Here is a 12,823-nt window from a genome sequence, read left to right on the forward strand (position 1 = left end):
ATCGTGATACTTTCGTTATATCCTTTATCAATGCATTCATAACAACGCTGTGAATACGGCGGGGATCTTTATTGCCATATATCTTATCCGGACTCTTTTTACTTAAACCGTACCGGTAAAAACAAAAAACAGCAGAACGTCTCTTATTTACGTGAACGATTGTATACAAACTCTAACAAAAAATCAAATTGCTTATGATCAAGCTCATTGCGGGCGCAGGCATCGTATCCTGCCTATGCTTTACGCCTGCTACGCTAAGCGCTTTTGCTACGGACCTCCCCTTTCACAAAAAAGCCACAGTAGCTATTACTATTTCGGGCGTTGTTAAAGACGCCAAAGGAGACCCGTTGCCGGGTATTTCGGTGCAGGTAAAGGATTCGCAACGCGGTACCTCTACAGACGCCAAGGGGGCTTTTACGATTGAGGTGCCCGATGCAGAAAGCATCCTGGTGATCTCCGGTACCGGATTTGCTCCGCAGGAAATTAAAGTGGGTAATCAAACCTCCGTCAGCGTAACACTGCAATTACGCTCTGCCAGCCTCGATGAGGTGGTGGTAGTAGGTTATGGCAAACAAAAGAAAGGTGAGGTAACGAGTGCTGTTGCCAGCGTGAAGTCGGAAGATTTTACCAAGGGGTTTGCACGTGATGCAGGCCAGTTGATCCAGGGTAAGGTAGCAGGTGTAGCTGTGGTGACAGCGAGCGGCGACCCCAATGCAACTACACAGATCTCTTTACGGGGAAGCAGTACGATCATGTCTTCTACCCAGCCACTGGTGCTGATTGACGGTATTCCGGGTGCGCTCAATACGGTAGCGCCTGAAGATATCGAATCTATAGATGTATTGAAAGATGGATCTGCTGCTGCTATTTATGGTACCCGCGGCACCAATGGTGTGGTATTGATCACTACCCGTAAAAAGGGCAGTCGTGCTGCTACTATTGCTTATGAAGGCCAGGCGAATATCCAGACGATTGCCCGTAAGATGGATTTTCTCGATGCCGCCGGTTACCGCCGGGGTATCCAGGAAGGTGTATTTCCTGCCAATTACGATAAAGGCACTTCCACTGACTGGCTGGACCTGATTAGCCGCAACCCCGTGAGTCATTCACACAATATAACCGTGCAGGGCGGCAATGCGCAAACCAATTATGTGGCATCCCTGAACGTACGGAGATGGCAGGGTTTTTTCTTAAGATCGGAGAATGAACAATTGACCGGCCGTGCAGATATCAATCACTCTATGTTTGATGGCAAGTTAAAGATCAACCTGAATGTGATCGGCCGTAACCGAAAGTATTTCGATGCGCCCAATTACGCTTATATCTATCGCCAGGCAATTATCCGTAACCCAACTGACAGCGTTTATAACTACCTCGGTAATTGGAAAGAGGATCCCGGCGGCTACAATTATGACAACCCGCTGCGGCCTATTGAAGAGGTGAGCGGGGAATCGGTCGTTAATGAAATGCGTTATAATGCCAACATAATCTTCACGCCTATCCGCAACCTGAACCTGAAGTTGCTGCTGTCTTCTGTGAAGCGAACTCAACTCTTTGGCTATGCCGAGAATAATAGCCACAAGGCTTCTGAAAGGAGAACCGGTTATGCTTCGAGGAGCGACGATTATCTGCGCGATAATCTGATGGAATTTACCACCGATTACACCCGCCAGTTCAACTTGCACAGGATCACCTTGCTGGGCGGCTACAGCTACCAGGATGTGACTGCTGAAGGCTTTGGGGCCAGCAATTCCAATTTCCCCACTGACCTGTATACTTACAACAGGTTGCAATCGGGCGATGCCTTGCTATTGGCAAATAATACGGTAACCATCACCAGCTTTAAAAATAACCATAAGCTGATCGGTTTCTTTGGCCGTTTAAATTATGTGTTTGATGATAAGTACATGTTAATGGCGAGCATGCGTTATGAAGGTTCGTCCAAATTCGGGGCTAATCATAAATGGGGTTATTTCCCGGCTGTTTCAGCAGGCTGGCGGATCAGCAAGGAATCCTTTATGGCCAATGTTGACTTTATCAACGACCTGAAGTTCAGGGCCGGCTTTGGTGTAACAGGTACGGCTCCCACAGATCCCTACCTGTCACTGATCAGCATGAACTATAGCAACAACCGTTTCCTGTATAACGGCCAGTGGATACAGCCTATAGAACCTGTGCGTAATCCCAATCCAGATCTGCGCTGGGAAAAGAAAACCGAGTATAATGTGGGATTTGACTTTGCGATCTGGAATAACCGTATCAGCGGTAGTGTAGATTTCTACCAACGCCATACGAAGGATATGTTGTATAGCTTCCCGGTACCAGTGCCTCCTAATTTGAACGGTACTACTATTGCCAATGCGGGTGAAATGAAGAACCGTGGCGTGGAAATTTTGCTGAATGTTGATGTGATCAGGACAAAGGATTTCGATTTCCGCAGCAATATTACCTGGGCTTATAATAAGAACACCCTGGTATCTATTTCCTCAGATCCCCGCTTCAAACTGGCCAACGATTATTTTGATGCAGGCCATACCGGCGAACCCATCCAGGTAATCACCCACCGTGCACAGGTAGGTCAGCCCCTCGGCAATTTCTTTGGTTATAAAACGATTGATGTTGATCAGAATGGCAAGTGGATCATTGAAGACAAGGATGGTAAACCCAAACCAATCGGTCAAGCCACAATTGACGACCGTAAAATACTGGGCAATGGCGTTCCCAAACACACCGCCGGCCTGAACCTGACATTCCGCTATAAGCGGGCCGACCTGGCGGTTAATATGCGCGGACAGTTTGGCTACCAGATCCTGAATTTCCAACGCATGTATTATGAGAACCCTACTGTAAAGGAGTATAATATGCTGGAAAGTGCACTTGATAAGGTGTATGGCAAAGCAAGGCTGACTTCTCCCTTAGCTTTTGTATCACACTATGTAGAAGATGGCGATCACTGGAAGGTTGACAACGTAACACTGGGTTATAATTTCAGCACCAATGGCAATAAGTATATCAGGAGCCTGCGGGTATATGCTTCTGCCCTGAACCTTGCTGTGCTCACCGGTTATAAGGGTATTGATCCTGAAGTAAACCGCCTGGGACCTGATGCCGGTAATGATTCAAGAGACAAGTATCCCACGATGCGCACTTTTACACTGGGCGTAAATATGAATTTCTAATCAAAGCATTATAACTCACTATATGAAAAAGCAACAAATTCTGTCCACAATATATCTGTCGCTGGGTATCACGATTATGCTGGGATCCTGCACCAGGCTGGATGAAGAGGTATATGACCAGGTTTTGGAAACATCTTTTAAACCTACAGAAAAAGATATACCGGCCATTATGGGTACGGCTTATACGCCCCTGCGCACGGTCATGGTGGGATGGCAGGGAAATTTTGACCTGCAGGAAGAACCGGCCGATATTATTGTCACCCCGGAGCGCCCAAATGGCTGGGTTGACGGCGGTACTTACCAACGTATGCACCGGCATGAATGGACGCCTACAGAATGGCAGCCCCGTAATTCCTGGAATGAAAATTACAAGGGCGTTAATAACACCAACAGGATCCTTTCCCAGATCGAAGATGGTTCCATCCCCGTTACCACCGGAAAGGAAGCCCTTGTTGCAGAGTTGAGAGCAGCCCGGGCATTTTATTACTCAATGCTGCTGGATAACCATGGCAATGTACCGCTGGTAGTTGACTTTAAAGATGCATCACTGCCCAAGCAAAGCACCCGCAAGCAGGTGTATGATTTTGTGGAAAAGGAACTGCTGGAGACTATTCCCCTGCTGAGCGAAAAGGCTGACAATTCAACTTATGGCCGGATGAATAAATGGGCTGCGCGGGCTACCCTAGCCAATGTGTACCTGAATGCCGAAGTGTATACCGGTACACAACAGTGGGAAAAATGCATTGAACAATGCAATGAGATCCTGACCAAGGGCCCCTATGTGCTGGAAACTAACTTTAAAACCAATTTCCTTACCAATAACAACACTTCCAAAGAACTGATATTTGCCGTGCCTTTCGATGAGATCTTTGCCACGCAAAACTCTATTCACATGAAAACGCTGGCTACCGCACATGGTCCTGCCCTGCAAATGCTGTCGCAGCCATGGGGTGGTAATTGTGCTGTGCCACAATTTATTGATACGTACGACCCGGATGATACCCGCCTAAAAGACACCTGGCTGCAAGGGCCGCAATATAATACCAGCAATGGCCAGTTGGTACTTACCTATACGAAAGCGGTGGCCGGTCTTGAGAGTAATGGATTTTTTGATGGCTACCGCATCGGCAAGTATGAGATCAAGGTCGGCGCCCGTAACGGCTTAAGTGTGGATTATCCAGTATTCAGGCTGGCCGGAGTTAAGATGATGAAGGCTGAAGCATTGCTTCGTAACGGTAAGGCTGATGAAGCTGCGGTGATTGTAACCGAAGTACGGACGCGTGCATTTGCATCTACCAATCCGGCTAAAGCTACTGTAACCGGCGCCCAACTGCAAATGGGCAGTTCCTATCAGTATGGATGGCAGAATAGAGATGGTTCTATTGCTGACCTGCAGGGTGGTGCCGATATTCCTTATGGCCGGATGCTGGATGAACTGGGCTGGGAATTTGCTGCTGAAGGACAACGCCGCACACAACTGATCCGCTTTGGTGTATATAGCCGCAAGATATGGTTTAACCACCGGCCCAAACTGGATGGCAAGACCCGTATATTGTTCCCTATTCCCCAGGTGGAAATTGATAAGAACCCCAACCTGAAACAGAATGATGATTATAAGTAAGCAATCGTCATATAGCAGTTAGTTTTTGTTAAACCCCTTGTTTTTACAAGGGGTTTTGTGATTTCTTTTTATCATTATACAATGAAGCAGTATAAACATAGCGCTGGCATAATCGTTATTATCATCCTGGTGATCGTTACTCTTTCCCAATGCCTGAGTGTACCTGAGCAGAAAACCGTAGCAGCGGCTGATATGCGGGGCGCAGGCTATATTGGTTCAGCGGCCTGCGCAAACTGCCATCAGGATATTCATGACAGCTATCTTGCTACTGCCCACCGTCATACTTCCGCCAGCCCTTCCCCTGCTACTATTAAAGGAAGTTTTGAGCCGGGGAAAAATAGCTTTCACTACCGGCCTAATGTAAAAGTGGTAATGGAACAAAGAAGCAATGGCCTGTTCCAGGTAGCCTATATGGATGAGGTGGAGAAGCAGGCCATTCCTTTTGGGGTGGTGATGGGATCTGGCAGGAAAGCGCAAACGTATTTGTACTGGTATGATGATAATGTTTTCCAGTTGCCCATTTCTTATTCCGTATGGGCACGCAATTGGGTAAACAGCCCCAGTTATCCGGCAGACAAAGTACGGTTTGACCGGCTCATTAATATTGGCTGCTTTGAATGCCATGGCTCTTATATTGAACGCAAAGGCACACAGGAGGAAGGTAACCGCCTGGTAGATTATTTTGATAAAACAAAGGTGATTTATGGCATGGACTGTGAACGCTGTCATGGCCCGGCAGCAGCACATGTCGATTTTCATACCACCCACCCGCAGGAAAAGCAGGCGCAGCATATAGCGATCTATAAGAAGTTGTCGAGGCAGCAACAGGCAGATCTTTGTGCCCAATGCCATTCGGGTGGCCATACTAGCCGGAATTCCATTTTTTATTTTAAGCCCGGTGATTCACTGGCCCAATATTTCTCCTCTCCCATCATTACCGGCGGCAATGTGAGCCAACTGGATGTGCACGGTAATCAGTACCAGTTGCTCAGCGGCAGTGAATGTTTTATCAAAAGCAATGTACTTACGTGTACTTCCTGTCATAATACGCATGTATCCGAAAGGGAGAACATGGCTGTATTTTCGCAGCGTTGCATGAGCTGTCATAGCAGTATTGCGCACAGTTTTGACAAGCAGCTACCTGCCAACGCTATTACCAGTAATTGTATTGATTGCCACATGCCGGCACTGCCTTCGCGGGCTATTACGATGAAGAAGGAAGACAAGGCTGAGGCTGATCCTAATTTGGTAAGGACGCACTTGATTAAGGTTTATCCTGAGGCGACTCTGCAGTTTATTCGAGATAATAAGTAAAGAAGCTATGATTGTTTGCCTTTATGTGCGGCAATTTTAGTCTTTATGATCTGGGCGATGGAATGGGCGCGGTTAACTGCTTCATTGGCTTTGTCGCCGGCAAAAAGTTGTCTTACTGTTTCCTGCCAAAGGTATAGCCACCTGTCGAAATGCAATGGATCGAGAGGATATAAAGCATCCAGTTCAATATGCTTTACCATGGGATTGCCTTTATAAGCCTGTCCACCCAGTAGTACCGATTCCCAGAAGGAGATCATGATGGGTATATGTTCCTCCCAGGAGAAGTGGACCACGCGTGTAAAGAAATGCCCGATGAGGCGATCCGGTATTACTTTCTTATAGAATTCATTGACCAATCGTTCAATATCTTCCCGGGTTTCAATGTCTTTCATACAGTACATTTAAGTGTTTCCTTTGCTTCGCTAACAGATTTCTCACTCCGCTTCGCTGCGTTCGAAATGACAAAACAATGTAGCGTTTCCAATGTATTACAACATCCTTAACACCACATGCTTGATGTTCTTCCGGTCCATGGTGTAGGAAATATGCACCCCTCCGTCTTTGGTTTGGATGATGGCCGGGTAACTGTATTCACCGGAGGTCGCGTCTTCCAGTGTGTATATATCTTTCCAATGTATACCATCGATAGAAACGGCTACTACCAGTTTGTTCCTGCCATTCCACCACTCCTTACCTTTCTGCAGCGGATTGTATACCAATACTTGCAGGCCATTACGCAAGGTCACCGCATCGGAACCTGAATTGGGATTGGGCAACGCGAGCTTGCCAAGCGGGCTCCAGGTATTGCCATTATCTGACGACCAGGTTTGCACAATATGGTTCTGCCGGCTTCTGCACAGGAGCTGTAACCGGTTGTTTTTATAGGTGAGGATACTGGGTTGTATCACGCCAAAGGTATCGCAGTTGATGGAGATATGCTTCCAGTTCTGTCCTTTACTGTCCGACTTTTCGAGGTGAATATGCCATTGTTTTTCGTCGGCGCTTTCGGTACTGGAAGGATGCAGGAGCGAACCATCTTTTAACTGGATGGGTTTATTTTTGATAGGGCCTAAGAAACCCTCGGGTAATTTTTCTGCTGCAGACCAATCCTTTCCTTCATTGTCGGAATATTTCATCATACCCCACCAGTCGCGGGGCGACTTACCTACTTTATAGAACAGGAAGAGACGGCCTTCCCTGGTACGGAATAGTACGGGATTCCAGCAGGCATAACGCAGGGTATCATTGATAATGCCATCGGCTATTTGCTGTGGCGCTGACCAGGCGCCTTTTTGAAAGGTAGTCAGCCAGATAGTTACCTGCGGACTGGACTCATATGGGCCGCCAAAGAAGGCAGCCATTAACCGGTTGCCGGACAGTTCCACCAGCGAGGATGCATGACAGGCAGCAACAGGAGGTTGCTTCATGATCACAGCAGAAGATACCAATACAGCTTTGATATTTGTTGTTTGTTGGGCTGCTGCTGAAACAGACGCAGCCAGCAATAACAGGCACCCTATATTCCTTACATTCATCCAGATCATTTAAAAGGGTATATTTTTTCAGTCACATTCCATCCTTCCACACTTACCAGCGGAGTCAGTAATTTGTCGTTCCATTCGACAGATACGGCCTTTCTCGCATGGGGCAGCACCGTAATGTAGTTATCACTGTAGAAAGCAGGCAGGATACGTTCTTTTGTTTGCGGATGCAGTAATGACAGGCGGTTAAAGAAGGCTATCTGATCACTATCATTGATTAGTTCTATGGTCATTCTGCCCGGTGCTTCTACTTTTGTTTCAGCAGCCAGGGATGTTGGTTTCAGCTCGTTCAGGCCGGTATATTGCCCATTGGCATTGGGCAGCCAATAAATGTTATGACTGAGAGTGGTTTTAGCAGTGGTGCTGAGTGTTATGGACAGAAAGATACCTTTTGCTGCGCGCAGTTTATCAACGGTATCTTTGATGTTCATGAATGTATTGACCGCAGCAGCATCCAGTGTAACCAATTTACCTCCCTGCCACAGGCGTTTACCATTCATATCCAGGGCCTCTATGTGAATGTAGCCATTGGTAACCGGTTTATCCCGGTGGTTGACCGTCATTACCGTTCCCTGCACCGGGTTGTACATTACATGCATGCTTCTGCCACCGGTGCGCAGGCCATAGAGACAGGCATTGGGATCGAGGTAATAATCATACATCTGCCCGCGCATGGCTGTCCAGGGATTCTGTGTTTTCCAGATGATGACACCAGTATACCAATCCCACATGTGGGCGCTGAAGCCCTCCATTAATGCGCGGTACTGATCGTAGTTGATGAGTTGCGCTTTTCGGGTCCAGTCCTGTACATCTTTTACAGGACCGTATCGGTTGATGTAATCTTTATAGCCAATGTATTTGTGGTATTCCCATACAGAGTCTGCCTGTTCCTTCCCTCGTATTTCACCGGCAGCAGGAGGCGTATATACAGGGGAAGCCATATTCTCCAATGGTATGAAGCGCTTCAGCGATTCATAATCACCCGTACCTACTGAACCTACTTCTGAATTAAAAGGATAGGTACGGAATTTCCAGAAGGTATCGGTAGGCTGTATTTCATAAGGGCCATCGCCACCTCCTTTCAGTATGTTCATAGACATGCTGTCGGAATTGGAGTAATCAAAGAATATCCGCGTGCCATCCAGTTGGGGCAAGAGGGAATCCCGCATGGCAGCCAGTATATCATCCGGCGGTGTTATTTCATTACCGCCGCACCAGATAGCGAGGGAAGGATGGTTGCGAATGAGTTTGATGCCATCTGCTACCGAACGGAGGAAGAGATCATGGTCATCGGGGTATTTGCGCCTTGTTTGCTGATCTTCTGCTTTTTTAGGATCTACCCAGCGGCCATTACAATCGCCCGACATCCAGAAGTCCTGAAATACCAGCATACCGTATTTATCACAGGCTTTATAAAACTCCGGCCGTTCCAACAAGGCGCCTCCCCAGATACGGATAAGGTTAAGGTTCATATCCCGGTGATAGCGTACTTCCGCATCATACCGCTCATCGGTAAAGCGCAGCATCGCATCGGAAATGATCCAGTTGCCGCCTTTGATAAAGATCTTTTGCCCGTTGACATGGAACTGACTGCTTAGGGTAGTTGTATTCCAGGCACGTTTTATTTCACGCACTCCAAAGGTCAATGATTCTTTGTCGGTAGCTTTTCCATTTTGGAGGAATTGCATTTCGGTAGTGTACAACTCCTGCCTGCCATAACCTGCCGGCCACCACAGCCGTGGATTTTTAAGTATTGCATTGGGCAAAACAACAGTAGTAGTACTGTTGGCGGGCAACGTAACAGGCTTCGTAATTATTTGTCCATTCAGTTTATATTGCAGTACACCCTGCACAGCCTTGTTGGCAGTATTCTCCAATTCGGCTGTCATCTTTATAGTGGCCGGTTGCTGTAGGCCATCCGGCTTCCTGATGCCTGGTACCAATGTTATGATATGTGGATTTTTCAGGTTGACACTGCCGGTCTTTTCAATGTATACTTTGTCCCATATACCGGTATTGCGGTCGCGGATGGGTTGTATCCAGTCCCACCCTGCTACATACTGGTGCGACACGTTTTTGGCAATGCGGCCATCGCCACCCTGCCCGCCATTGGGGTTACCTACCGGATCGGGCGGATAGACAATTACAGCCAGCCGGTTGTTACCGTTTTTATTAAGGTAGCGGGTGATGTTGTATGACTGACGCAGGAACATGCTTTTATGGGTCACCTCGTTGAGCTTATGGCCATTGAGGAATACATCGCAGCCATAGTTTACACCGCGGAACTGTAACGATACCTGCTGTGCGCCTGTAGGGTATGCTTCCTTAAAATCCTTCACGAACCACCAGGTATAGTACTCACGGCCTGTGTTGTAGATGTCCGGAATCTGCTCATTGTTCATGCCAAAGAAGGGATCGGGCACCTGCTTGTGGTGCAGCATGGTCGTAAGTACCGTGCCCGGCACGATGGCCGGTTTCCATCCTGTTAACGTGTAGGAAGTTGCAGATAGCTCAGTACCTGTTTCTTTAACTGAGGTTACCGGAGCATATTGCCAGCCGGTGTTCAGTTCATAGCGATTCTGGGCTGTGACATGCATGCTTAAGACGCATAACAGGAGTAATTGAAAGCGGTATGAGAACATGATTGATTATTTACTGCGCCGGTGTAAAGGCAAAGGCCAAAGCCGGATAGGTTTCTTTGGTTTTCAGTAAAGCAGCAGGGAGTGTTACTTTTACCGATTCTCCTTCACTTACCCATTTTAGGGTTTGCCCGGTTTGCAGCAATTTTATCTTTGTGCCTTTTTTAGGCAGGTTACCTTTCCATTCTATTACAGCGGGCAAAGCTTCGCCTTCTTTTATACGGGCCAATGCATAAACGGTGCCGGCATCTTTACTGCGGGTAAAGAAGATATTCCCCTGCTGGTAGTTGGCAATGGTACGGGTATTGTAGATGGCTGCGCCGTTCACGTTCATCCATTGGCCAATAGCCGCCAGCCGTTCTGTTGCTTCGGTTGGCAAGGTGCCATCTGCTTGGGGGCCAATACCCAACAGTAGACTACCCCCTTTGGCTACAATTTCAATGAGTGCATGAATGACCTTGGCAGGTGATTTGAATTGATCATTGGGTACAAAGCCCCAGTTGTTGGCCAGCGTCATACAGCTTTCCCAGGGATTGGGCAATTGTTTATCCGGAATGCGTTGTTCAGGCGTTTGATAATTTTCATAAGGACCATGTACGGTACGGTCTACCATCAATAATCCGGGCTGACTGCGCCGGGCCATGGCGGCTATTTTGGGCATATCAATATCCTGGCTCCATTCAGGAATAGGCGCCCCCCAGGAAAGTACTTCGGCATTGACGGTTTCCCGCGGACGTACCCAGCCGCCATCCAGCCACAGGATGTCCATAGCGCCATAGTTGTTCATCAGTTCACTGATCTGATTATAGGTAAACTCTTTGTACTTATTCCAGCGCCAGGGATATTTGTGGATGTCATAGTTGTTGTTGCGGTTGGCCGTGGCGTATTTGGGCCACCAGTAGTATTCTGTATGCCAGTCGGGCTTGGAGAAGTAAGCGCCGATCATATATCCCTCTTTGCGGAAAGCATCAAAGACATACTTTGCCACATCAGCTCTGGGGTTATTGGCAAAAGGTCCATTGGATATTTTGAAGTCGGTTTGTTTGGTATCGAACATACAAAAGCCGTCATGGTGCTTGGTGGTAAATACCAGGTAACGCATACCGGCTGCTTTGCCGGCGGCAGCCCACTGCTCCGGATTAAAGTTAACGGGGTTGAAATCTTTCTTTAGTCCCCAATACCATTTCTTGTAATCATCATACGCCATATTGCTGTCACGGTCAATCCAATCCTCCGAACAGATCGTCCAGGACTCCAGGATACCCGGCACGGCATACAATCCCCAGTGGATGATCATACCAAATTTCTGGTCCTGCCACTTGTCCAGTTTAGCCCGCACCAATGTATCGGTGGGCCATTCATAGGTAGCAGATTGGGGATGAACGCCTTGTTGGGCGATAGCGGTATCAATAAATAATACCATCAGTAACAGAAAGTATAAACAAATACGCATTACAAATAATTATTGAACATCAAAGATATTGTTTAATAAAGGAGTTAAATAAAATTTGATAAAAGTTGTAAGGATTTGTTCTTTTAACGACTAATCAGGTTAGATGTCTAAAAGATCATTACATGGTAGCAGCGGTTTACAGAAAATATGGCCCACCAGAAGTCGTTCAATTGGAAGAGGTAGAAAAGCCTGTGCCCAAAGACAATGAAGTGCTTATAAAGGTTCATGCTACAACAGTAAACCGTACTGACTGTGCTTTTCGAAGTGCCGAATTGTTCATCAACAGGCTCTTCAGTGGATTGTCCGGACCTAAAAAGAAAATATTGGGGAGCGAATTTGCCGGGGAGATTGCAGCTATTGGCAAAGACGTACAATCATTGAAACCGGGCGACAAGGTATTTGGGTTTAACGTCAAATTCGGGGCACATGCTGAGTATATGGTGATGGCGGAGGATGGTGCATTAACAACAATACCATACGGCATCACCTACCAGGAAGCTGCTCCAATCACAGAAGGTGCATGTTATGCCTGGTGCGATATAAAAGCTGCGAAAATAAAGAGCGGACAAAAGATCTTAATTAATGGAGCAACGGGAGCTATCGGATCGGCGGCGGTGCAACTTGTAAAGTACCTGGGAGCAGAAGTTGTTGCCGTTTGCAATACTTCCAATATACAACTGGTAAAATCACTGGGGGCTGATGAAGTAATTGATTATACCAAACAAGACTTCACAAAGATCAATCAATTATTTGACGTGGTGTTTGATGCTGTAGGCAAAAGTTCATTTGGCAAATGCAAACCACTCCTGAAGAAAGGCGGTATTTATATGTCTACTGAACTTGGCTACATGTCTCAGAATATTTTCCTGGCACTTATTACCCCACTGCTGGGAGGTAAAAAAGTATTATTCCCCATTCCGGCAATCAGGCAAAAAGATGTTATCTTTTTAAAAGAACTGGTAGAGGCCAAAAAATACAAGCCGGTTATTGACAGGCATTACACTTTAGACCAAATTGTTGAAGCTTATCAATATGTTGAAACGGGTCAAAAAAGGGGGAATGTGGTGATCATATAA

General features: G+C 46.9%; 8 protein-coding genes. 4 read left to right on the plus strand and 4 right to left on the minus strand.

The window, feature by feature from the left end; genetic code table 11:
* The first annotated feature begins 194 nt into the window (after positions 1 to 194).
* From HB364_RS30445 to HB364_RS30455, 3 genes are all read left to right on the plus strand, one after another.
* Positions 195 to 3,179, plus strand: coding sequence for a SusC/RagA family TonB-linked outer membrane protein (locus HB364_RS30445; RefSeq protein WP_167292224.1), 2,985 nt, complete (start codon positions 195 to 197; stop codon positions 3,177 to 3,179).
* A gap of 22 nt (positions 3,180 to 3,201) precedes the next feature.
* Positions 3,202 to 4,800, plus strand: a complete 1,599-nt coding sequence (locus tag HB364_RS30450; protein ID WP_167292225.1) for a RagB/SusD family nutrient uptake outer membrane protein — start codon at positions 3,202 to 3,204, stop codon at positions 4,798 to 4,800.
* 81 nt (positions 4,801 to 4,881) lie between these two features.
* The gene (locus HB364_RS30455; protein WP_167292226.1) at positions 4,882 to 6,114 is read left to right on the plus strand and encodes a multiheme c-type cytochrome; all 1,233 of its coding nucleotides are present in this window, start codon (positions 4,882 to 4,884) and stop codon (positions 6,112 to 6,114) included.
* 5 nt (positions 6,115 to 6,119) lie between these two features.
* Here HB364_RS30455 and HB364_RS30460 read toward each other — a convergent pair whose 3' ends face one another.
* From HB364_RS30460 to HB364_RS30475, 4 genes are all read right to left on the minus strand, one after another.
* Positions 6,120 to 6,506, minus strand: a complete 387-nt coding sequence (locus HB364_RS30460; RefSeq protein ID WP_167292227.1) for a group III truncated hemoglobin — start codon at positions 6,504 to 6,506, stop codon at positions 6,120 to 6,122.
* Between the two features lie 96 nt (positions 6,507 to 6,602).
* The gene (locus HB364_RS30465; protein WP_246228664.1) at positions 6,603 to 7,649 is read right to left on the minus strand and encodes a sialidase family protein; all 1,047 of its coding nucleotides are present in this window, start codon (positions 7,647 to 7,649) and stop codon (positions 6,603 to 6,605) included.
* Positions 7,650 to 7,654: 5 nt separating this feature from the next.
* Positions 7,655 to 10,297, minus strand: coding sequence for a glycoside hydrolase family 2 protein (locus HB364_RS30470; RefSeq protein ID WP_167292229.1), 2,643 nt, complete (start codon positions 10,295 to 10,297; stop codon positions 7,655 to 7,657).
* A 10-nt stretch (positions 10,298 to 10,307) separates the two neighbouring features.
* The gene (locus HB364_RS30475) at positions 10,308 to 11,747 is read right to left on the minus strand and encodes an alpha-L-fucosidase (RefSeq protein WP_167292230.1); all 1,440 of its coding nucleotides are present in this window, start codon (positions 11,745 to 11,747) and stop codon (positions 10,308 to 10,310) included.
* Positions 11,748 to 11,869: 122 nt separating this feature from the next.
* Between HB364_RS30475 and HB364_RS30480 the strand changes: the two genes are divergently transcribed.
* Positions 11,870 to 12,823 (plus strand): NAD(P)-dependent alcohol dehydrogenase, encoded by a 954-nt coding sequence (locus HB364_RS30480; RefSeq protein WP_167292231.1) that lies wholly within the window; start codon positions 11,870 to 11,872, stop codon positions 12,821 to 12,823.

This window comes from Paraflavitalea devenefica (genome assembly GCF_011759375.1).
Taxonomy (GTDB): domain Bacteria; phylum Bacteroidota; class Bacteroidia; order Chitinophagales; family Chitinophagaceae; genus Paraflavitalea; species Paraflavitalea devenefica.